Origin of the sequence: Polymorphospora rubra (assembly GCF_018324255.1) — a bacterium.
Taxonomy (GTDB): domain Bacteria; phylum Actinomycetota; class Actinomycetes; order Mycobacteriales; family Micromonosporaceae; genus Polymorphospora; species Polymorphospora rubra.
On the sequence record NZ_AP023359.1, the window covers coordinates 1,315,679 to 1,337,848 of the forward strand.

General features: G+C 72.3%; 21 protein-coding genes. 8 read left to right on the forward strand and 13 right to left on the reverse strand.

The window, feature by feature from the left end:
• Window positions 1–3: 3 nt before the first annotated feature.
• From Prubr_RS05985 to Prubr_RS06010, 6 genes are all read right to left on the reverse strand, one after another.
• Window positions 4–339 (reverse strand): MoaD/ThiS family protein, encoded by a 336-nt coding sequence (locus Prubr_RS05985; RefSeq protein WP_212822398.1) that lies wholly within the window; start codon window positions 337–339, stop codon window positions 4–6.
• A gap of 65 nt (window positions 340–404) precedes the next feature.
• Window positions 405–893 carry a M67 family metallopeptidase gene (locus Prubr_RS05990; protein ID WP_212822400.1) on the reverse strand — a complete coding sequence of 163 codons (489 nt, stop codon included), beginning with the start codon at window positions 891–893 and terminating at the stop codon, window positions 405–407.
• A 102-nt stretch (window positions 894–995) separates the two neighbouring features.
• Entirely contained in the window at window positions 996–1,496 is a 501-nt protein-coding gene (locus tag Prubr_RS05995; RefSeq protein ID WP_212822402.1) for a DUF2017 domain-containing protein, read from the reverse strand.
• Window positions 1,493–1,642 carry a hypothetical protein gene (locus Prubr_RS06000; RefSeq protein WP_212822404.1) on the reverse strand — a complete coding sequence of 50 codons (150 nt, stop codon included), beginning with the start codon at window positions 1,640–1,642 and terminating at the stop codon, window positions 1,493–1,495. Before Prubr_RS06000 ends, Prubr_RS05995 begins: the two co-directional genes overlap by 4 nt.
• Before the next feature lie 35 nt (window positions 1,643–1,677).
• A complete protein-coding gene (gene clpS / locus Prubr_RS06005) occupies window positions 1,678–1,968 on the reverse strand; it encodes an ATP-dependent Clp protease adapter ClpS (protein ID WP_212822406.1) in 291 nt (96 codons plus the stop codon).
• A gap of 85 nt (window positions 1,969–2,053) precedes the next feature.
• Entirely contained in the window at window positions 2,054–3,553 is a 1,500-nt protein-coding gene (locus tag Prubr_RS06010; RefSeq protein WP_212822408.1) for a hypothetical protein, read from the reverse strand.
• Between the two features lie 398 nt (window positions 3,554–3,951).
• On the opposite strand from Prubr_RS06010, the gene Prubr_RS06015 reads away from it, so the two are divergent.
• The 3 genes from Prubr_RS06015 (at window position 3,952) to Prubr_RS06025 (ending at window position 7,261) form a co-directional block, all read left to right on the forward strand.
• Entirely contained in the window at window positions 3,952–5,238 is a 1,287-nt protein-coding gene (locus tag Prubr_RS06015) for a nicotinate phosphoribosyltransferase (RefSeq protein WP_212822410.1), read from the forward strand.
• Window positions 5,239–5,253: 15 nt separating this feature from the next.
• Window positions 5,254–5,841: an isochorismatase family protein gene (locus Prubr_RS06020; RefSeq protein ID WP_212822412.1), complete on the forward strand. Its 588-nt coding sequence runs from the start codon at window positions 5,254–5,256 to the stop codon at window positions 5,839–5,841.
• A 229-nt stretch (window positions 5,842–6,070) separates the two neighbouring features.
• On the forward strand, window positions 6,071–7,261 hold the full coding sequence (locus tag Prubr_RS06025; protein WP_212822413.1) for an MFS transporter: 1,191 nt from the start codon (window positions 6,071–6,073) through the stop codon (window positions 7,259–7,261).
• A gap of 244 nt (window positions 7,262–7,505) precedes the next feature.
• Here Prubr_RS06025 and ctaD read toward each other — a convergent pair whose 3' ends face one another.
• The 4 genes from ctaD to eda all read right to left on the reverse strand — a co-directional run bounded on the left by ctaD (window position 7,506) and on the right by eda (window position 12,377).
• A complete protein-coding gene (gene ctaD / locus Prubr_RS06030; RefSeq protein ID WP_212822414.1) occupies window positions 7,506–9,266 on the reverse strand; it encodes an aa3-type cytochrome oxidase subunit I in 1,761 nt (586 codons plus the stop codon).
• A gap of 143 nt (window positions 9,267–9,409) precedes the next feature.
• Window positions 9,410–10,516 (reverse strand): FAD-dependent monooxygenase, encoded by a 1,107-nt coding sequence (locus Prubr_RS06035; protein ID WP_212822415.1) that lies wholly within the window; start codon window positions 10,514–10,516, stop codon window positions 9,410–9,412.
• A 92-nt stretch (window positions 10,517–10,608) separates the two neighbouring features.
• Window positions 10,609–11,706 carry a sugar kinase gene (locus tag Prubr_RS06040; protein WP_212822416.1) on the reverse strand — a complete coding sequence of 366 codons (1,098 nt, stop codon included), beginning with the start codon at window positions 11,704–11,706 and terminating at the stop codon, window positions 10,609–10,611.
• A 2-nt stretch (window positions 11,707–11,708) separates the two neighbouring features.
• Window positions 11,709–12,377, reverse strand: coding sequence for a bifunctional 4-hydroxy-2-oxoglutarate aldolase/2-dehydro-3-deoxy-phosphogluconate aldolase (eda, locus tag Prubr_RS06045; protein ID WP_212822417.1), 669 nt, complete (start codon window positions 12,375–12,377; stop codon window positions 11,709–11,711).
• Window positions 12,378–12,431: 54 nt separating this feature from the next.
• Between eda and Prubr_RS06050 the strand changes: the two genes are divergently transcribed.
• A complete protein-coding gene (locus Prubr_RS06050; protein ID WP_246568358.1) occupies window positions 12,432–13,205 on the forward strand; it encodes an IclR family transcriptional regulator in 774 nt (257 codons plus the stop codon).
• Window positions 13,206–13,270: 65 nt separating this feature from the next.
• The gene (locus Prubr_RS06055) at window positions 13,271–14,101 is read left to right on the forward strand and encodes a MerR family transcriptional regulator (RefSeq protein WP_212822418.1); all 831 of its coding nucleotides are present in this window, start codon (window positions 13,271–13,273) and stop codon (window positions 14,099–14,101) included.
• Window positions 14,102–14,109: 8 nt separating this feature from the next.
• On the opposite strand, the gene Prubr_RS06060 is transcribed toward Prubr_RS06055, so the two are convergent.
• The gene (locus Prubr_RS06060; protein ID WP_212822421.1) at window positions 14,110–14,880 is read right to left on the reverse strand and encodes an aldo/keto reductase; all 771 of its coding nucleotides are present in this window, start codon (window positions 14,878–14,880) and stop codon (window positions 14,110–14,112) included.
• 160 nt (window positions 14,881–15,040) lie between these two features.
• Here Prubr_RS06060 and Prubr_RS06065 point away from each other — a divergent pair, with 160 nt between their 5' ends.
• Together Prubr_RS06065 and Prubr_RS06070 are read left to right on the forward strand one after the other, a co-directional pair.
• Window positions 15,041–16,234, forward strand: a complete 1,194-nt coding sequence (locus Prubr_RS06065) for a threonine synthase (protein ID WP_212822423.1) — start codon at window positions 15,041–15,043, stop codon at window positions 16,232–16,234.
• A gap of 177 nt (window positions 16,235–16,411) precedes the next feature.
• Entirely contained in the window at window positions 16,412–17,803 is a 1,392-nt protein-coding gene (locus tag Prubr_RS06070; RefSeq protein WP_246568360.1) for an MGH1-like glycoside hydrolase domain-containing protein, read from the forward strand.
• 123 nt (window positions 17,804–17,926) lie between these two features.
• On the opposite strand, the gene Prubr_RS06075 is transcribed toward Prubr_RS06070, so the two are convergent.
• On the reverse strand, window positions 17,927–19,141 hold the full coding sequence (locus Prubr_RS06075; protein ID WP_212822424.1) for a glycosyltransferase: 1,215 nt from the start codon (window positions 19,139–19,141) through the stop codon (window positions 17,927–17,929).
• A 3-nt stretch (window positions 19,142–19,144) separates the two neighbouring features.
• The gene (locus tag Prubr_RS06080; RefSeq protein WP_212822426.1) at window positions 19,145–21,274 is read right to left on the reverse strand and encodes an HAD-IIIC family phosphatase; all 2,130 of its coding nucleotides are present in this window, start codon (window positions 21,272–21,274) and stop codon (window positions 19,145–19,147) included.
• 103 nt (window positions 21,275–21,377) lie between these two features.
• On the opposite strand from Prubr_RS06080, the gene Prubr_RS06085 reads away from it, so the two are divergent.
• Entirely contained in the window at window positions 21,378–22,166 is a 789-nt protein-coding gene (locus Prubr_RS06085; RefSeq protein WP_212822428.1) for an SDR family NAD(P)-dependent oxidoreductase, read from the forward strand.
• Window positions 22,167–22,170: the final 4 nt, after the last annotated feature.

Sequence of the window (22,170 nt, forward strand, 5' to 3'; positions counted from 1 at the left end):
GCCTCAGCGGACGGCGACCGGCGCGCGGTGGCCGAGCATCGCGGCCGCGGCCGCGAACCCGAACGCACCACCGGCCACGGCCGGCAGGATGGTCACGCTGTCGCCGTCGGACAGCTTGGCGTCCAGCGCGCCGAGGAACCGTACGTCCTCGTCGTTGACGTAGACGTTGACGAAGCGGTGCAGGGTGCCCTCGTCGGTGACGAGCCGGCCGCGCAGGCCGGAGAACTTGGCGTCCAGGTCGGCCAGGAGTCCACCCAGGGTGTCTCCACTGCCCTCGACGACCTTCGCGCCACCGGTGTACGTGCGCAGGATGGTGGGGATACGAACCTCGATAGCCATTGACGTGCTCCTCAGAAACGACGGTGATCGGAAGAAGGACTGCGGTGGGTCGGGCTGCTGCGGAATCAGCGGCCGGAACACTCGTAGTCGACCGTCGTCGGGCTCTGCCCGAACATGTAGGACTGGACGGCGTTCTGATCCACGGTCGCATCGACGATCCGGACCGGCTCCTCGGTGATCACGCCGTCCACGATGCGGAACGAGCGGATCTCCTCGGTGTCGGGTTCACGGGTCGACACCAGCAGGTAGTGGGCACCCGGTTCGCCGGCGAACGACACATCGGTGCGCGACGGATACGCCTCGGTGGCGGTGTGCGAGTGGTAGATCACGACCGGCTCCTCGTCGCGGTCGTCCATCTCGCGCCACACCCGCAACTGCTCCATCGAGTCGAACTCGTAGAAGGTCATCGAGCGGGCGGCGTTGTCCATCGGGATGTGCCGGGTCGGCACGTCGGACCCGGCGGGACCGGCGACGACACCGCACGCCTCGTCGGGGTGGTCCCGGCGGGCGTGGGCGACGATCGCGTCGATGATCGCCCGGTCGATGGTCAGCACGGGGGCCAGCCTACCGCCTCGTCGCCGTCGGCTGCCGGTCCTGTCCACCACGTGGTCGGCGTCACCGCCGGCGACGTCGCCGCCGACCGTCGCCCGCGCGGTTCAGTCGATCAGCGCGTTGAGCAGGGACTCCTGGAGATACCCGAGGTAGGCGTAGACGGAGAGCTGGAAGACCCGCGACGACGTCGGGTCCTGCAGCACCGCGTCGTCGAGTTCCTCGCCGAGATCGGTGCCGTCCTTGAGGTCGAGGCGTACCCCCATCGCCAACCGGGCGTCGTTGAGCGCCCGCAGCCACGCCTCGGCGGCCTCGGCGTCGAGGCGTACCTCGCCGCCGTCGGCGTCGGGCAGCGCGGCGAGGACGGCACCCGCCTGGTCGATCTTGGCGGTCTTCAGGTCGCCCTCGGTGTAGAGCCGGAACTCGGCCGAGTCGGCCGGCTCGTCCGGATAGACGTCCGGGAACAGGCGGCCCACCACCGGGTCGTCGTGGTCGAACCCGTCGGTGAGCAGGCCGACCACCTCGCCCGCCACCTTGCGCAGCACCCGGACCTCGTCGGTGGCGAAGGTGGCGACACAGTACTCACCCTGACGCCGGAACATGCTCATGCCGCCACCTCGCTGCGCTCGGCGTCGGCGTGTCCGTTCCTGAGCTTGATGGCTCGCTCGCTGCGCTCACTCACGGCCACCTCGCTGCGCTCGGCGTCGGCGTGTCCATTCCTGAGCCCAACGGCTCGCTCGCTCCGCTCGCTCACGGCCACCTCGCTGCACCCACCCACAGCCACCCCGCTCATGACTTGTCGACCGTCGCCCACAGACCGTACGCGTGCAGCCGTGAGGCGTCGTGCTCCATCCGCTCGCGGGCACCGCTGGACACCACCGCCCGGCCCTTGTGGTGCACGTCGAGCATGAGCCGCTCGGCCTTCTCCTTGCTGTAGCCGAAGAGCTTCTGGAACACCCAGGTCACGTAGGACATGAGGTTGACCGGATCGTCCCAGACGATCGTCACCCACGGCCGGTCCTCGGCCGGCACCTCTTCGGTGATCGGGACCTGCGCCGGTGCAACCTGTGGAGCCGCCATGTCACCCATCGTGCCACCGATGCCGGGGAACCGATGAACCGGAACCGCCACGGATGTCCGGTCCGGGTGTGCCGACTTCCGGCGATCACACCAAGAGGATGCCGTGGTCGACCGCTTCGGTGATCACGAGCGAGAGGGCACGGCCGGCCGCGCCGTACCGCCGGGAGGTTTCGGCCAGCAGCTCCAGCTCGGTCGCGCGGACCGCACGTTGCAGCCAGGCCCGGGCCCGCGCCGGGTCGGCGTTCGCCGGGTTGCGCCAGTGGCCGTAGCAGCCGGCGGACAGCGCCATCCCGAACGGCGGCAGCAGCGCCCGTCCCGGCGGCACCGGATACGCCGAGAGCGCCGCCACCGCGGCGGGGCCGGTGACCGAGGCGACGCCGGCCGTCGTGGTGACCAGGAGCACCCGCTCGAGATCGGCCACGGCCGGGTCGTCGGAGAGGCCGTGCCGTACCGCGTCGACCAGCCGGTCCCGGATCTCCCGGTCGGCACGGCCGAAGACGTGGCGGGCGGTCTCGTCGACGATCCGCGTCAGATCCGTCCCCGCCGTGGCCACGGCCCGCAGGGACAGCGCGTGCAGTTCACGGTCCAGCCGGTCCGGCAGGCCGGCGGGACCGGCACCGGCGACGATGTCGCGCAGGCAGCGCAGATGGAGCCCGGCGAGTTCGACGGCGAGACGCTGCCGGGCCAGGTGCGCGGCCGAGCGGACCAGCCGGTCCAGCCACGCCGCCCAGTCGGGTTCGAGGGCGTCGGCGGCGACCCGTACGGCTCCGCCGGTGGCCGGGACCGGCGACCGGTCCGCGACCCGGCGCAGGTCGGCCACACCGGCGCGCTCGACCAGCGCCCGACGCAGTTCGGCCGGGTCGGTGCCGCCCCGGACGGCGAACCACGGCGCCCCGGCGAGCGCCGGAACCGCCGCCGTCACGGCGGCACGCTGCGCGTCCAGCCCGGCGCCGGCGTCCGCCGCCGGGTCACCGGCCGGTGTGCCGGCGAACAGCACCGGTACGCCCGCCCGGGCGGCACCGGCCAGCAGGGCGACCTCCGGCCCGTCCGGGTGGTGACCGGCGGCGGTGACGAAGAGCAGCGCGCCCCGGCCGGCCACGTCGAGCAGCACCCGCGTCGCGGCGGCGTCCAGGGTGCCGGTGTCCGGTGCCTCGACCAGGGCGAGATGGCGCAGCAGCGGATCGGGCAGCGACACCTCGATCCGCCGGGGCGGACGGGCCGGCGCGCTGCCGGGCGCCGTCGACCCGTACGGCTGCGGCGCCCGGCGGCCGGGCAGATAGGCGGCCACGGCGCGCCGCTCGGCGTGCCGGACGACCACGAACGCGTCGCCGGGCCGGTCGGCGGGCACGGGCAGCGGCGCGCCGAGCAGCGCGCCCAGCACGGTGCCGGGCCGGGCCGCGGCCGGGCCGGTGACGACGACGACCAGCGGTTCGTCGGGGATCGGGGCGGCCAGCGTGCTCCGCGGCCGGACGGCGCGGCGCTGGCGCGGGGCCCGGACCGCCTGGTTTGCGGACCGTGGGGCCGTCCGGCGCGTGTCGCCCGGGTGCGGCGGATTGTGGGTAGGCAGCAGCGTGGCGGGCTCCATGGCTGTGGCCTCCTCGACGCCGGTGGACCGGCTGCGGAGCCGGACGACCGGAACGCGGCACCGCCGGCCCTCACGTCGGGGCGGGGATGCTTCTCAACTGGTGACCGGGATCGCTACTCGGACTGCGGCCCGTTACGCGGACCCCACGCACGGCGTGGCGTGGCTCCGCGGACGGACCCGTGGCGCGGTGGAGGCCGCACGGAAGACTCCGCCTGCTGATCGCGGCGGCGACCGGCGGCAATGGCTGCGGCCCATTCTCAGCGGCCCGGCCGGCATTGGCAAGAGCCGTCCGGCCATCGCGTTTCCGCACACCGGCACCGTCGTACGTCGGGCTGTGACCGGCGGCACGGACCGGACCGCGGCGGCGGCCCGAAGGGGCAGCCCCTAGGCTCTCAGGAGTGACCGCCTTGCACCCCACGCTGCTCACCGACCAATACGAACTGACGATGGTCAACGCCGCCCTCAAGGACGGCACGGCCGACCGACGTTGCGTGTTCGAGGTGTTCACCCGACGGCTGCCGACCGGCCGCCGCTACGGTGTGGTCGCCGGCACCGGCCGCCTCGTCGAACTTCTGCGCGACTTCCGTTTCGCCGACGACGACATCGCCTACCTGCGGCGGGCCGGGATCGTCGACGCCGACACCGCGAAGTGGCTGGCCGACTACCGCTTCACCGGCGACATCGACGGCTACCCCGAGGGTGAACTCTTCTTCCCCGGCTCGCCGATCCTGACCGTGTCCGGCACGTTCGCCGAATGCGTGGTCCTGGAGACGCTGGTGCTGTCGGTGCTCAACCACGACTGTGCCATCGCCGCCGCGTCCGCCCGGATGGTCACCGCCGCCCGGGGCCGCGCCGTCATCGAGATGGGCTCGCGGCGCACCCACGAGCAGGCCGCGGTCGCCGCCGCCCGCGCCTCCTACCTCGCCGGCTTCGCGTACACCTCCAACCTGGCCGCCGGGCAGCGCTACGGCATCCCGACCGCCGGCACCGCCGCGCACGCGTTCACGCTGCTGCACGACGACGAGCCGGCCGCGTTCGCGTCGCAGGTCGCCGCGCTGGGCAAGAACACCACGCTGCTCGTCGACACGTACGACATCGCGCAGGGCATCCGCAACGCCATCGCGGTCGCCGGTCCGGACCTGCTGGCCGTACGGATCGACTCCGGCGACCTGTCGGTGCTGGCCCAGCACTCGCGGGAACTGCTCGACTCGCTCGGCGCCACCGAGACGAAGATCATCGTCTCCGGTGACCTCGACGAGTACGCCATCGCCGCGCTCGCCGCCGAGCCGGTGGACATGTACGGGGCCGGCACGGCGGTGGTGACCGGTTCCGGCGCCCCGACGGCCGGTCTGGTCTACAAACTCGTCGAGGTCGACGGCCGGCCGGTGGTCAAGCGGTCGGAGAACAAGGCCACGGTCGGCGGACGCAAGGTCGCCGTTCGCCGGCACAAGCCGACCGGCACCGCCACCGAGGAGATCGTCGTCTCGCAGGGCGTGCCGGACCACAAGCCCAACGACCGGCTGCTGCAGACGTCGTACGTCATCAGCGGCGAACCGGCCGCCCAGCCGCCGCTGGCCGCCGCCCGCGACCATCTGCGGCAGTGCCTGATCTCGATACCGTGGGAGGGGCTCAAGCTCTCCGCCGGCGACCCGGCGATTCCGGTCACCGTCGTACCGACCAGCTGAAAGGTCTGCCCCCAAATGACCCGAGCCCTGATCATCGTGGACGTGCAGAACGACTTCTGCGAGGGTGGTTCCCTCGCCGTCGGCGGCGGCGCCGGGGTCGCCGAGGCGATCTCGCGGGTGCTGGCCGGCGGTGGAGGTGGTTGGGATCACGTCGTCGCGACCAAGGACCACCACGTCGACCCGGGCGCCCACTTCGGCAACCCGCCGGACTTCGTGTCGTCGTGGCCGGTGCACTGTGTGGTGGGCACCGACGGCGTCGAGTTCCACCCCAACCTGGTCACCGACCGGGTGGAGGCGGTCTTCCACAAGGGCGAGTACGCGGCGGCGTACTCCGGCTTCGAGGGGCGGGCCGACGACGGCGTCGGCCTGACCGACTGGCTGCGGGCCCGCGACGTCGACACGGTCGACGTGGTGGGCATCGCGACGGACCACTGTGTACGCGCGACCGCGCTGGACGCGGCCCGCGAAGGCTTCGCCACCACGGTGCTGCTCGACCTGACGGCGGGCGTGGCACGGATCACGACCGATCTGGCGCTGGACGACCTGCGCTCGGCCGACGTCACCCTGACCGGCACCCCGGTCGTCCTCCAGTCCACCCCCTGACCCCACCCCGACCGCACCGCCGCCCGCGCCGGACCGCGCCGGACCGCGCCGCGCCGGGCCGCGCCGATCAAGGAGAAGTCGTGGGTGTTCCGCGGCTTTCGGGGCGCGATTTCTCCTTGATCGACCCGGGCGGCCGGGTGAGCACGACGCCGGGGGCACGGATGGGGTAATCCGGTGGCGGGGGCGTCGTACCCCCGGGTGAGGATGTCACCCGGAGGTACGCACCAACATGAAGCTCACCCCTTACCGTCAGGCGCTCGGGCTGCCCGGCATCCGGCCGCTGCTGCTCATCGCCGTACTCGCCCGGGTGCCGGTCACCGCGGCCGGCATCACGTTGACCCTGCACGTCGTGCTCGACCTCGAACGCGGCTACGCGGCGGCCGGGCTCGTCGGCGGCGCGATGACGGTCGGCTCGGCGATCGGGGCACCCCTGCTCGGCCGGCTCGTCGACCGGCACGGCCTACGTCCGGTGATCGCGGCCACCACCGTCGCCGAGGCGATCTTCTGGGCGGTCGCCCAGGCCCTGCCGTATCCGGTGCTGCTGGTCGCCGCGTTCTTCGGTGGACTGCTCACCCTGCCGGTGTTCTCGGTGGTCCGGCAGTCGATCGCGGCGCTCGCCCCCGAGGCGCACCGCCGTCCGGCGTACGCGCTCGACTCGATGTCGGTCGAACTGTCGTTCATGATCGGCCCGGCACTCGCCGTGTTCCTGTCGACCGCGGTGTCGCCGCGGGTGACCATGCTCGCCGTCGGCAGCGGGATCGTCCTGTCCGGCATCACCCTGTTCCTGTTCAACCCACCGATCCGTACCGACGCCGAACGGGCCGCCGCCCCCGTTGCCGTCCGGCGCCGGGAATGGCTGACGCCGCGGCTGATCGGCGTACTCGCGGTCAGTTCCGCGGCGACCCTGGTCCTCGGCGGCACGGACGTGGCGGTCGTCGCCGTCCTGCGCGAGTCCGGCCAGGTCGCGTGGACCGGCCTGGTGCTCGCCGTCTGGGCCGCCTACTCGCTGGTGGGCGGGTTCGCGTACGGGTCCGCGTCGCGGCCGGTCCCGCCGGTCGGGTTGATGGGCGCGCTCGCGCTCTGCACCATCCCGGTCGGGCTCGGCGGCGGCCAGTGGTGGCTGCTGGCGGTCGCCCTCCTGCCGGCCGGGGCCCTGTGCGCACCGACGATCGCCGCGACCGCCGACGCCGTGAGCCGCCTGGCGCCGGCGTCCGCCCGTGGTGAGGCGATGGGCCTGCACGGCTCGGCGATGACGGTCGGGATCGCGCTGGGCGCGCCGCTCGCCGGCGCGGTGATCGACGTCTCCAGCCCGGCCTGGGGCTTCGCCGCCACCGGCGCGGTCGGGGCGCTGGTGGCGCTCCTCGCCCTGCCCGCCGAACTCCGCCGCCGCCGCGCTCCCCTGGTCCCCGCCGAGGCCTGACCGGGCGGCCGGTGCGATGACAGCACGCGGCCCCGGCCGTACGCCGGGGCCGCGCCGGCCCGAACAGGCGCTGATCTGAGCGGGAGAGACCCTACCGGCTGCCGGTAGGGTCTCTCCCGCTCAGATCAACACCATTCCGCGCGGCGGGCGGTCGCGTCGCTGTCCGCCCGGCGGCAAGGGCACCACAGACGAAAGCGCCGGCCCCCCGTACGGAGGCCGGCGCTTCGCGAGTGGTGCGGGCGGGTCAGCGGCGGTCGATGTCGCTGGCCACGTCCTCGGTGTAGCTGGCGCCGCCGTCGGACTCGCTGGTCAGCGGCTTCGCGCCACCCTCGGGCGGGCCGGCCAGCGACTGGTGACCGGCGGCCAGGTGCGGAAACTTCAGGTCGAACGCGGGCCGCTCGGAACGGATCCGGGGCATCCGGTCGAAGTTGCGCAGCGGGGGCGGGCTGCTGGTCGCCCACTCCAGCGAGTTGCCGTGGCCCCACGGGTCGTCGACCTCGACGATGGGGCCGGTCTTGTACGACTTCCAGCAGTTCCAGATGAACGGCAGGGTCGAGATACCGGTGATGAACGACCCGATCGTGGAGATCGTGTTGAGCGTGGCCCAGTTGTCCATCGGCAGGTAGTCGGCGTACCGGCGGGGGAAGCCGTCGTTGCCGAGCCAGTGCTGCACGAGGAACGTGGTGTGGAACCCGATGAGGGTCATCCAGAAGTGGATCTTGCCGAGACGCTCGTCGAGCATCCGGCCGGTCATCTTCGGGAACCAGAAGTAGATGCCGGCGAACACCGCGAACACGATCGTGCCGAAGAGCACGTAGTGGAAGTGCGCGACGACGAAGTACGAGTCGGAGACGTGGAAGTCGATCGGCGGGCTGGCGAGCAGCACGCCGGACAGGCCGCCGAAGAGGAACGTCACCAGGAAGCCGATGGACCACAGCATCGGCGTCTCGAAGCTGATCTGGCCGCGCCACATGGTGCCGATCCAGTTGAAGAACTTCATACCGGTCGGTACGGCGATCAGGAAGCTCAGGAAGCTGAAGAACGGCAGCAGCACCTGGCCGGTGGCGAACATGTGGTGCGCCCACACGCTCATCGACAGGGCCGCGATGGCGATGGTGGCGCCGACCAGGCCCTTGTAGCCGAAGATCGGCTTACGGGAGAAGACCGGGATGATCTCGCTGACGATGCCGAAGAACGGCAGCGCCACGATATAGACCTCGGGATGCCCGAAGAACCAGAAGAGGTGCTGCCAGAGCAGTGGGCCGCCGGTCTCCGGGGCGTAGACGTGGGCGCCGAGGATCCGGTCGGCGGCGAGCGCGAACAGCGCGGCGGCCAGCAGCGGGAAGACCATGATCACCAGGAGGCTGGTGACCAGGATGTTCCAGGTGAAGATCGGCATCCGGAACATCGTCATGCCGGGCGCGCGCAGCGTCAGGATCGTGGTGATCAGGTTGACGCCGCCGAGGATGGTGCCCAGACCGGAGATGGCCAGACCGACGATCCACATGTTGGCGCCGACGCCCGGCGAGTGCTCGACGCTGCTCAGTGGGGCGTACGCGAACCAGCCGAAGTCGGCCGCCCCGCCCGGGGTGAGGAAGCCGGCCATGGCGAGCGTGCCACCGAAGAGGTAGAGCCAGTACGCGAAGCTGTTCAGCCGCGGGAACGACACGTCCGGCGCGCCGATCTGGATCGGCACGATGTAGTTCGCGAACGCGAAGACGATCGGCGTCGCGAAGAACAGCAGCATGATCGTGCCGTGCATGGTGAAGAGCTGGTTGTACTGCTCCGGGGAGAGGAACTGAAGCCCGGGCTGGGCCAGCTCGGCCCGCATGATCAGGGCCATCAGGCCACCGATCAGGAAGAACACGAAGGCCGTGATCATGTACATGATCCCGATCTGCTTCGCGTCCGTCGTACGCAGGATCCGCGCGATGGCCGAGCCCTTTACCGGCTGGTGGACCGGCCACGGCCGGGTCACGATCGGCTTCGGTGCGACGGTGGTCACGAGCGGCCTCCGGTTCTCGTTGGTCACACTCGGCACGCGCTCGTCGTTGACACTCTGTCGTTGATCCGCGGGCGTACCTCGCAGCGAGGATAGTCCCCTCTACCGGCGGGTTTCGCGCCGGGTGGTGGTCCGGTGGCCGGCGGCTAGATCGGATCAACCAGCAGGCGGTAGTGCTCGGCGAAGATCCGGCCACCGCGTCCACGCAGCAACGGGTCGCGCAGCGCCGCCGGGACGTCGCGGGTCCGCTCCCGGTCGCGGGTGCGGTCGAGCACCCACTTGGTACGCGGCCGACGGCGGCTCTCGTACGTCTCCAGCGCCGTTTCGACGTCGTCGGCGTGACGCAGCGTATCGGCGAGCACGATCGCGTCCTCGAACGCCATCGCGGCGCCCTGCGACAGGGTGGGCGAGGTGGCGTGGGCGGCGTCACCGACGAGGACGACCCGGCCGCGCGACCAGCGCCCGAGTTCGACCTCGTCGGTACGGGCCACCTGGACCGTGTCGATCGCGTCGATGATCTCCGGCACCGGGTCGCCGTAGTCGGCGAACAGTTCGGCGAGCCGGGCCCGGGGATCGTCGGGAACGGTGTCGCCGGCCTCGTCGGCGTAGCAGTAGAGCCGGCCGGCCCCCATCGGCACGGCGATGAAGCCGGAGTGCCGGCCGAGCAGCCCCGTCCACTCGGTGATCTTGGGGCCACCGGTCACGACGCTGCGGTAGACGATCTGACCGACCGGACGGGCCGCGCCGCCGAGCGCGGCCAGGGAGCGTACCGCGGACCGGCGGCCGTCGGCGCCGACGACCAGGTCGAACTCGGCGCCGCTGCCGTCGTCGAAACCGACCGTGACGGTCCGCGGGCCGAGGTCGAGCCCGGTCACCCCGGTCTGGTGATGTACGTCGCCGCCGGCGGCGGTGAGCAGCACCCGGTGCAGGTCGGCGCGGGGCAGGGCCCGGCACGCGCCGACCCCGTCCCAGAGCCCGAGCAGGTCGACCTCGCACAGTGGGCGGCCCCGCTGGTCGAGAAAGTGCTGCCGGGTGACGACCTCGCCGAGCGGGCGTACCGGGTTGTCGAGGCCGAGGGCGGCCAGCGCCCGGGCGGCGTTGCCGGGCAGGTAGATCCCCGCGCCGGGGACGGCCGACGCGGGGAGTTGTTCCACGACCCGGGGGCGGAAGCCGGCGAGGCGCAGAGCCCGTGCGGTGGCCAGCCCGGCGATGCCCGCCCCGACAATGAGGACGCGCAGGGTGGATCCGCCCATTTCTGCAACGCCTCCGAGGGGGGTTGGGCACGCGTTGAAGCCAGAAGACTACTTCGCGCGACCGCCCGGCGACAGACCCCCTCGACTAAAGATCATCGCTGGACCCGGGCTCCGCCTCCCCTGACCAGCGACTCGACCTCCTTGAGGCTCGCCATCGAAGTGTCGCCCGGAGTCGTCATCGCCAGCGCGCCGTGGGCCGCGCCGTACTCGATGGCCACCGCGAGGTCGCCCTTCTCCAGCAGGCCGTACGCGAGCCCGGAGGCGAAGCTGTCGCCGCCGCCGACCCGGTCCATGATCTCCAGTCCGGGGCGGTGGGTGGCCTCGACGAAGCCGCTCTCCGCCGACCAGGCGACCGCGCCCCAGTCGTTGACGGTCGCCGAACGCACCGTCCGCAGGGTGGTGGCGACCACCGAGAAGTTGTCGTACTCCTTGGTGACCTCGCCGATCATCTTCTGGAAGTTGGCGACGTCGAGTTCGGACAGGTTCTCGTCGGTGTCGGGCACCTCGAAGCCGAGCGAGGCGGTGAAGTCCTCCTCGTTGCCGATCATCACGTCGACGTAGCGGGCCAGGCGGCGGTTGACCTCCTGCGCCCGGGCCTGCCCGCCGACCGCCTTCCAGAGGCTGGGCCGGTAGTTCAGGTCGTACGAGATGACCGTGCCGTGCCGGCGGGCGGCGGCCATGGCGGCCTCGATGGTGTCCGGGGTGATCTCGGACAGGGCCGCGTAGATGCCGCCGGTGTGCAGCCAGCGCACGCCGAGGGTGCCGAAGAGATGGTCCCAGTCGACGTCGTCGGGGCGCAGCTGGCTGGCCGCGGTGTGGCCCCGGTCGGAGGTGCCGACCGCGCCGCGTACGCCGAAGCCGCGCTCGGTGAAGTTGAGGCCGTTGCGGACCGAGCGGCCGATGCCGTCGTACGGCACCCACTTCACGAACGAGGTGTCGACGCCGCCCTGCAGGACCAGGTCCTCCAGCAGCCGGCCGATCTCGTTGTCGGCGAACGCGGTGACCACCGCCGTACGCAGCCCGAAGCAGCGGCGCAGCCCGCGGGCGACGTTGTATTCACCGCCGCCCTCCCAGGCCCGGAAGTTGCGGGCGGTGCGGACCCGCCCCTCGCCCGGGTCGAGTCGCAGCATGATCTCGCCGAGCGACACCAGGTCGTAGCGGCACTGGTCGGCGGGCCGGATCTGCAGCATCGTCACGCCTCCGGGGCGGGTCGGGCGGCGGCGACGGCCGCCGCGGTGAGGGCGGTGACCTCGTCCCACTTGCCGGCGCGCAGCAGGTCGGGGGCGACCATCCAGGTGCCGCCGACGGCGAACACGGACGGCACGGCGAGGTAGTCGGCGAGGTTGCCGGTGTTGACCCCGCCGGTGGGGATGAACCGCACCGAGCGGAACGGCGCGGCCAGCGCCTTGATCATCGGGATCCCGCCGAGCTGCTCGGCGGGGAAGAACTTGACGATCTCCAGGCCGGCGTCGAGCGCCATCTGGATCTCGGTGGCGGTGGCCACGCCGGGGAAGATCGGCAGGCCGAGTTCCTGGCAGCGCTTGACGACGTTCGGGCTGAAGCCGGGACTGAGCACGAACTTCGCGCCGGCCTCGGCGGCCTGGTCGACCTGGGCCGGGGACAGGACGGTCCCGGCGCCGACGAGCAGGTCGGGGTTGGTGGACATGGCCCGGATCGCGTCCGCCGCGGCGGCGGTACGGAAGGTCACCTCGACGCTGCGCAGGCCGCCGGCGACCAGGGCGTCGGCGAGCGGGGCGGCGGCGGAGGCGTCTTCGAGCACGACGACCGGCAGCATCCGGCCGGCGGCGATGGCGGCGGTCACATCGAGCGGTTGCTGTTCAGAAGCATGAACGTTGGTCACACTTGTGACCCTAGCCCGGTGGTCGAGGATGTCAACCCGGCTAGAGTGACCGCCATGACGACGGGCGACGCCTACCAACCGGTCAAATCCGCCGGCCGGACCCTCGACGTCCTGGAGACACTGGCGGCCTCCTCCGAGCGGCGTTCCCTGGTCGACCTCGCCCGCACCCTCGGCATCCCGAAGAGCAGCCTGCACGGCATCCTGCGGACCATGGTCCAGCGCGGCTGGGTGGAGGCCGACGGCACCGGCACCCGGTTCGGACTCGGCGTACGCGCCCTCCAGGTCGGCGCCGCCTACCTGGAGACCGACGACACCGTCGGCCTGCTCGGCGGCGTACTCGACGGGTTGTCCCGCGAGTTCGGCGAAACCGTGCACCTCGGCCGCCTCGACGGGGCGCACGTCGTATACATGGCCAAACGCGAATCGGTGCACCCGCTGCGGCTCTACAGCGCGATCGGCCGTCGGCTGCCGGCCCACGCCACCGCACTGGGCAAGGTGCTGCTCGCCGAACGCCCGCCGGAGTCCCTCGACAAGCTGCTGACCTGGCCGCTGGCCGCGCTGACGCCGGACACCGTCACCGACCCCGACGCGCTGCACGCCGAACTCGACCTGGTCCGTGGCCGTGGGTACGCCGTCGACCGCGGCGAGAACACCGAGGGAATCGTGTGTTTCGCCATGGCCGTACCCCTGCACTCCCCCGCCAACGACGCGATCAGCCTGTCGGTGCCCGCCGCCCGGATCGGCGCGGACACCGAGGACCGGGTCGTGTCCGCGCTCGGCCGCGCCGTCGCGCAGGTACGCGCCGCCCGCCGCCTGCTGACGGCGTAGAACGCGACGGGCCACCGGCCGGCCTTGACTGTGACACCGTGTGAGACCCCACGGTAGGACGTGCCATGTTCAGTATCGGAGACTTCGCCAGACTCGGCCGGGTGTCGGTCCGGATGCTGCGTCACTACGACGCGATCGGACTACTGACCCCCGCGACCGTCGACCCCGCCAGCGGCTACCGGTTCTACCGGGCCGCCCAACTCGGGCGGCTCAACCGGGTGGTCGCCCTGAAAGAGCTCGGCTTCACGCTCACCCAGGTCCAGGCGATCCTCGACGAGGAACTCGGCCCCGACGCGTTGCGCGGCATGCTGCGCCTGCGCCGGGCCCAACTCGAGGCCCAGATCGAGGCGGACGCGGCCCGGCTCACCGGGATCGAGGCGAGGCTCCAGTTGATCGAGAAGGAGGGCCACATGCCCACCGAGGACGTCGTACTCAAGCCGGTCACCCCGGTCCGCGTCGCGGAACTGACCGCGGTCTCCCCGACGTACGAGACCGCCGACATCGGTCCGGTCATCCAGCCGCTCTACGCCGAACTCCACCGGCGGCTCGCGGTGGCCGGGGTGAAACAGACCGGTCCCGGCATCGCCTACTACACCCCCGCGCCGGACGGCCCCGGCGAGGCGGTCGTCGTGCACGCCACCGCCCAGGTCGACGCCGGGCCGCACGACGGGTACGACTTCGAGATCGTCGAGGTGCCGGCGATCCCGACCGCGGCGACGATCATCCACCGCGGACCGATGGACAACGTCGAGCAGAGCATCCAGGTCCTGGCCCGGTGGGTCGAGGACAACGGCTACCGGACCGACGGGTACGTCCGCGAGGTCTACCTCGACTACTGCCCGGACAACACCGCCGAGGGCGTCACCGAACTACAGCTGGCCGTCACCAAGTCCTGAGCCGCGGCTCAGCGGGCGAGGGCGTCGATCCGGCGGGTCTCGTCGTCGTCGAGCCGGAACCCGGAAACGTCGAAGTTGCTCCGGATCCGCTCCGGGGTGACCGACTTCGGGATCACCACGATGCCGTGCTCCAGGTGCCAGCGCAGCACCACCTGGGCCGGTGAGACACCGTGCGCCTCGGCGATCCGGACCAGCTCCGGGTCGCCGAGGTCGGTGCTGCGGAACGGGCTGTAGCCCTCCAGCACCACACCCCGCTCCCGGTGCGCGGCCAGCACCCCCGGGTCGTACAGCGACGGGCTCCACCGGACCTGGTTGACCGCCGGCGCCACCCCGGTCGCCCCGACCAGCTCGTCGAGTTGGGCCACGTCGTAGTTGCTCACCCCCACCGCCCGGGCCAGCCCCTGCTCGCGTACGGCCAGGAACTCCCGCCAGGTCGACGGCGACGCCCCGCCCGCCGGCGGCCAGTGGATCAGCCACAGGTCGACGTGGTCGAAGCCGAGCGCGGCGAGGCTCGCGTCGATCGCCGGCCGCGGCCGGTCGGCCTCCTCGGGCAGCAGCTTGGTGGTGACGAAGATGTCCTCGCGCGGCACCCCGCTGTCCCGCACCGCCCGGCCCACCTGGTCCTCGTTGCGGTACATGGTGGCGGTGTCGATGTGCCGGTAGCCGACGTCGAGCGCCTCCCGGACCGCCCGGTAGCACTCCTCGCCGGTCGTCTTCCAGGTGCCGAACCCCAACAGGGGCATGGCCCCACCACCGGCCAGCGGGACGGTCGACGTCATACGGCAACGCACCTCTCGCAACGGTCGAACCTCTCCGTCGCACCCTACGCCGACCGGTCCGCCGCCACCGCCGGTACGGCCACCCGCCGACGCCCGCCACCCGGCTGGTCGTTCGGCCGCCAGCGTGGATCATGGAAGGGCCGCCGCCGGAGGGAGTGCCATGTTCCTTACCCACCTCGACTGCCCACGCTGCGAAACACGGCACGCCGCCGACCGGCCGCAGAACCTGTGCGACTGTGGCTCGCCGCTGCTGGCCCGCTACGACCTCGACGCGGTCCGGGCGGCCGTCTCCCCCGCCGACATCGCCGGCCGGGGCGCCGATCTCTGGCGGTACCGGGAACTGCTGCCGGTCGCCGACCCGACCGACGTCGTCACCTTCGGTGAGGGCTGGACGCCGCTGCTGCCGGCCGCCCGCTACGGCGCGCACATCGGGCTGCCCAACCTGCTGATCAAGGACGAGGGCCTCGTCCCGACGGGTTCGTTCAAGGCCCGTGGCGCGGCCGTCGGCGTGTCGCGCGCCCGTGAACTCGGCATCCGGCATGTCGCCATGCCGACCAACGGCAACGCGGGCGCGGCCTGGGCGACGTACGCGGCCCGCGCCGGGCTGCGGGCCACGATCGCGATGCCGCTCGGCGCACCGACCATCACCCGCAACGAGTGCCTCGCCGCCGGCGCCGACCTGCTGCTGGTCGACGGCCTCATCAACGACGCCGGGCGGCAGGTGGCCGCGATCCTCGCCGAATCCGGCGGCATGATCTTCGACGCCAGCACGCTGAAAGAGCCGTACCGGCTCGAGGGAAAGAAGACCATGGGCCTCGAAATAGTCGAGCAGCTCGGCTGGCGGGTACCCGATGTGATCATCTATCCGACGGGTGGCGGGGTCGGATTGATCGGAATTCACAAAGCACTCCGCGAACTGCGCGAGTTGGGCTGGATCGAGGACCGGATGCCCCGGCTGGTGGCGGTCCAGTCCAGCGGCTGCGCCCCGATCGTGCGGGCCTTCGAGGCCGGCGCGCGGCGGGCCGAGCCGTGGGTCGACGCGGCGACGGTCGCCTTCGGGATCACCGTACCGGCACCGCTGGGCGACGAGCTGATCCTCGACGCGATCGCCGGCACCGACGGCACCGCGATCGCGGTCGACGACGCGGAACTCCTCGCCGACCTGCGCGAATTCGGCTCCCTCGAAGGGCTGCTGCTCTGCCCGGAGGGCGCGGCCTGCCTGACCGCGGCCCGACGGCTACGGGCCGACGGCTGGCTCGGCGCCGCCGACGAGGTCGTCGTCCTCAACACCGGCGCCGGCCTGAAGTATCCGGAAACCGTTGCGGCAGAAGGTCCCGCGCCGAACGCCGACTGAGCCGATCGTCAGGTTACGGATCCGTCGACATCCCGACAGCGCTGACCACTTGACGCCGGAGCGCCCCCATCCGGCCTGGCAACCTGAACGTACGGTAACCAAAAAGCGATCTTCCGCAGAACGAGACATCGGTAAGGCCGGTCGTTAGTGAGGCCCGGGAACGGGAAAGATGGCCGCGTGAATCGCTTGACCGCGGTTTCGCCCGCACCGCATCCTCTCTCCGAGGACGACGAGTCGCTTTGGCGGACCGCCACCGAGGTCCTTGACGCCAACTGGCGAACCGACCACACCGTTCCATCGGGCACCCTCTATCCACACCAGTGGAGCTGGGACTCCGCCTTCATCAGCATCGGCCTGGCGCACATCGCGCCCGACCGGGCCTGGCGGGACCTGCGCAGCCTCTTCGAGGCCCAGTGGCCGGACGGCCGGGTGCCGCACATCGTGTTCGATCTGGGGGTCGCCGAGCGCGACTACTTCCCCGGTCCCGATTTCTGGGACGTCCCTGCCATGTCGGGGCGACCGCCCCGCTTCTCCACCGGGCTGGTGCAGCCGCCGGCACACGCGCTCGCCGCGTGGGAGGTCTACCGTCGGGCACCCGGCGACGCCTCCGCCGAGGAACTGCGCCGGCTCTACCCGCGTCTGGTCGCGCTACAGGACTACCTGATCGGCTCGCGCGGGGTCAGCGGAACCGGACTGGCCAGCATCGTGCACCCATGGGAATCGGGGCTCGACAACAGCCCGTCCTGGGACATGGCGCTGGCGAACGTCACCGCCGACGAGAGTCTCCTGCTCCGCTACGAGCGGCAGGACCTCAAGCGGGCGGCGGCGGACCACCGGCCGACCAACGACGACTACGCGCGGTACATCGCGATCGCCGCGACATACCGCAACGGGGGCTACTCCGACGTCGACCTGGTCGACCGGCACCTGTTCGTCGTCGAGTGCCCGGCGTACAACTCGCTGCTGGGCGCGGCCGAACACGCGCTGGCCCGGATCGCGGCCGTCGTCGGCGCGGACCCCGCACCGCACCGCGAGCGGGCGGCGACGATCACCCGCAGCATCGTCGAGCGGCTCTACGATCCGGAGAGCGGCACCTTCCGCTCGTTGGACCTGAAGACCGGCAAGCTCAGCACGCAGCGCTGTGTCAACGGCCTCTTCCCGCTGATCCTGGGCGACCTGCCCCGGGACATCGTGGCGCAGGTCGTGGCAGAGGCCGAGTCGGCGCGCTTCGGGATCAACGAGATGATGCCGATCCCCAGTTCCGACCGGACCGCCGACAGTTTCGACGCCAACCGCTACTGGCGGGGCCCGGTCTGGATCAACGCGAACTGGCTGCTCGCCCGCGGCCTGGCCGCACACGGGTACGCCGGGCACGCGGCGACGCTGCGCACCGCCATGCTGGATCTGGTCCGCCGGTCCGGCTACTACGAGTATTTCCACCCGATCACCGGTAACGGCATCGGCGCCGGGGCGTTCAGCTGGACCGCCGCCCTGGTGCTCGACATGCTCGCCGAGGTCGGTCCACGGATCGGCGATCCCGGAACCACCCGGATGAGCCGTACCCGATAGTCAGCACCGCACCTGATCCGCGCGACGTCGTGACGGTCCGTCCGTCATCATCGACCACCACCAACCGGTGACGTCGCGCGGATCCGACCGATCCCGGCTCCTCCGCAACCGCGTACGGTCCGGTCACCTGTCCGCTGGCACGGGCAGTACGGATTCGATGCTGGCGCAGGCGGCGGCCGCGGTGGCCGCGAGGTCGACGGCGGCACCGAACCGGCGGCTGCGTTCGGCGTACCGGGGTTCGGTCAGCAACTCCACCAGCAGCTCCCCGGCCAGGTCCGGGTCCCAGCGGGTCGACGGCAGCCAGCGGGCGACCCCGAGCCGCTGCAACCGGGCGCCGGTGTCCGGCTGGTCGAAGCTGTGGGCCAGCACCAACTGCGGTACTCCGGAGACCAGGCAGCGACCGAGTGTCCCGATCCCGCCGTGGTGGATCACCGCAGCCATCCGGGGCACGACCTCCCTGTAGGGCAACCTAGGAAACCAGGTGACTTCGGGCGGCAGCGGATCGGGCAGGCTCTCCGGGTGCGGGCTGACCAGGACCACCCGGCGGCCGGCCCGGCGGCACGCGGCCAGTGCCGCCGTGTAGAACGGCTCCCACAGCATCTGGCCGGAGCTGGCCGCCACCAGGACCGGTGGCTCGCCGGCGGCGAGCAGGTCGGTCAGCTCGGCCGGCGGCGCACCGGACTCGGCGGCGTCGTTGAGCAGGAACCCGACCCGGTCCACTTCGGCCGGGGTCGGCGTGCCGGCGGCGTCGAACCACTTCGGCCACAGCCCGATCTGCCGGTCCGCGCCCGACATCCACGCCGGCCAGTCGCCGACCGGCGGCAGGCCGAAGTCGGCCCGTACGGCGTCGACGCCGGCCGCCAGCTCGGTGCGGTGTACGTGCGCCTGCACCGGCAGCAGCAGGTGCTGGGCCGGGGTCATGGCGACCCAGACGGCGGGCACCCCGAACGCCTCCGCCGCGATCAGCGCCGACAGCCCGGAGGTGTGCCGCCCGACGACGACCGTCTCCCCGGGGCGGTGCCGCCGCGCCACCACCTCGACCTCACGCCGGATCTGACCGAAGAGGTCGTTGCGCTCGTAGTGCCCCCGCAGGTCGGGCAGGCTCGCGGAGCCGACCCGGGCGTCCAGCATGTCGCGGGCGTCGGCGAGGTAGCGGACGTACTCCCGCTCGGTGTCCAGGGCGACGAACTCGATCCCGGCGGCCCGGGCCGTCGGGCCGTAGCGGGCGTGGGTGGCGATCGTGACGTCGTGCCCGCGGGCGGCCAGCGCCCGGCCGAGCTGGACGAACGACAGCACGTCGCCGTTGGTGCCGTGGGTGGTGAGTACGACGGTGGCCATCGGTCAGTTGCTCTCGGCGGCGAGCAGGGCGGCCACCTCGTCGTCGGAGAGGGCCTCGACCTCGGCGAGCAGCCCGTCGAGGTCGGGCACCGCCCGGCCGCCGGCCGCGTCGATCGATCCGGCGGCCTGCGCCACCGTGAACGCCGGGGTGAAGAGCAGATCGATCGGCAGCTCGACGCCGAGTACGGCGCGGACCCGGGCCATGAACTGCACCACCTGGAGCGACTGGCCGCCCAGCGCGAAGAAGCTGTCGTGCACCGAGCGCGGTGCGACGCCGAGCACGTCGGTCCACAGTTGGGCGACGGTGAGTTCGGTGCCGGTGGCCGAACCGAGCGGCACCGGGCCCACCGGCCGGCCGTGGACGGCGGCGTGCAGGGCGGCGGCGTCGCGCAGTTCGGTCGCGATCCGCTCGACCAGCCGCCACGGGGCGGGGGCCGCGGCCACGGGCGCGGTCGGTGCCGGCGCCTCGGCGGTGGCCGGCGGGCGGAACCGCACCCCGGCGGCGGTCGTGGCGGACAGCCGGAACAGCCGCCGGCCGTCACCCTCGGCGACCGGCTCGCCGGCGACGTCGGACACGAAGTCGCGGGCCGGCCGGTTCTTGGCGGTCTCGACCACCGGCAGGGTGACGTCGGCCAGGCCCCGGGCCAGGGCCAGCTCGCCGAGGGTGGCCAGCACCCGGTGCTCGACGCCGCGGCCGAGGACCCGGCAGCTCAGCAGGAACGTGTCGACGGCCAGGGCCGAACCATCCACCGTGGACAGGAGCAGTCCCACGATGCCGTACGCCCCGAAGCGGTCGCTCACCTCGACCGCGTGGCAGTCGAGCCCGCTGTGGGCGATCTCGGCCGCGGTACGCCGTACCGTGGTGAGGTTGAACTGGTTGGTGCGCTGGGTGAGCTGGGCCAGCCGGTCGAGCTGGTCGGGCGTTGCCGGTGCGACCGTGACGGTCAACCCGAGGCCGGCGACGAACTCCGCGACGGTGCCGACCGAGCCGCGCAGTTCGCGGCGCCGGCGTTCGCGCCGGTAGTGCTCGGTGCGCAGCCGGTCGTCGTCGGTGACCGCCGGCACGTCCAGCGGCCAGCAGTGCCGCAGCGTACGCAGCGCCCCGGCGGCGTCGGCGGGCAGCTGGACGGTCAACACCTCGGGGCAGGCGGCGCGCATCTCGCCGCACTCGACCGGGCTGTCGTCGAGGAAGACGAAGCTGTCCAACCCGAGGTCGAGTTCGGTGGCGAGTTCGCGTACGGTGGCCGACTTCGGCCGCCAGTCGGCGCGCAGGGCGGTCAGGTGGTCCAGGCCGATCCGCAGCTCCGGCCGCCCGGCGAACACCGCCCGCACGTCGGCCTCGGTGTTCTTGCTGCTGACGCAGATCAGCCGGCCGGCGCGCTGCTGTGCGACGAGGAGTTCGTGCAGCGCCTGCCGCTCGGGGCCGATGTGGACGCCGTCGACGCCGTCCTCGCCCACCACGCCGTCCCACAGCGTGTTGTCGGCGTCCACGACGAGCACCTTGGGCCGGGGTGTGCGCAGCGCGTGCAGCCGGCGCGCCACCGCCGTGCCGAGCACGGTGAAGAACTCCGGCGTGTAGGGCACGTGTCCGAGCCGGTCGGCGTACTCGTCGGCGTATCCGTCGAGGCCGTAGGCGTCGAGGGTGTCGGCGTCGGTGATCAGGTGCACGCCGGTGAGGAGGCCGAGGTCGTCGGCCAGCCGCCGGACGGTGTCACGCAGGAAGGGGCCGTCGACCGGGTCGGCAAGCAGGGTCGGGGAGGCCGGGCAGAGGGCGACGATCAGGCGCGGTGTCGTGCCGGCCGCGGTCCGCACCGCCGCCACCAGGTCGTCGGCGGCGGCCGTGACGGTGGCCCGGCCGTCATCGCCGAGCCCGGCCGCCGGATCGCCGGCCCCGTGTTCCGGGTCGCGGCGGGCGGCGGTGGCCCAGTCCTCGGGCCGGATCAGGGCGACGGTCGCCCCGGCGGCGGGCGCACCGAGCAACTGCTGGAAGACCTGCCCGTACGGGGCGAAGGTGACCTCCGGCAGGTCGAGTTCGGCCGACCACCAGGCGAGTGGGGTGGCCAGCGATTCGGCGACGAAGGTGGCCGTCACCACGACGGGAGGGCTGCTGACTACGGTGTTGCCGGTCTGCACCGCCCCAACCTAGGAAGGCGCTCATCGAACTGTCAATACTCTTAACTATTGACCGTACGACCAGCCGACCGGATGATCCACCCCGCGCCGCTAGGGTCGGGGCATGGGTTTGATCATGATCACCGGGGCGTCCGACGGCCTGGGCCGGGCTCTCGCCGGGACCCTCGCCGCACAGGGTCACCGGCTCGTCGTGCACGGGCGCGACGAGACGCGGCTCGCCGAGGTCGCGGCGGCCACCGGGGCGCGGGCGATCCGCGCCGACCTCTCCTCACTCGCCGACGTACGACAGCTCGCCGCGCGGGTCCACGCCGAGTACGACCGGCTGGACGTGCTGGTCAACAACGCCGGGGTGGGCTTCGGGCCGGCCGGCGAGCCGCGACAGCTCTCCGCCGACGGCCACGAACTGCGGCTGGCCGTCAACTACCTGGCGCCGTACCTGCTCAGCCGGCTGCTGCTGCCGCTGCTGCGGCGCGCCGCCCCGGCCCGGATCGTCAACGTCGCCTCGATCGGCCAGGCGGACGTCGACCTCGACGACCTCATGCTGGACCGCGGCTACGACCGGTTCGTGGCCTACCGGCGGGCGAAGCTGGCCCTGATCGCCGACACCTTCGGTCTGGCCGAGGACCTCGCCGGCAGCGGCGTGACGGTCAACGCCCTGCACCCGGCGACGCTGATGCCGACCACGATGGTCCGCGACGCCGGCATGGACCGGGTCGAACCGCTGGAGACCGGGCTGCGGGCCACCCTGCGACTGGTGGTCGACCCCGACCTGGCCGGGACGACCGGTCGCTACTTCGACCGGGACCAGGAGGCCAGGGCCCGGGAGCAGGCGTACGACCCCGGGTTCCGGGCCCGGCTGCGGTCGGTCACGCAGCGGCTGGTCGGCGCCTGACCAC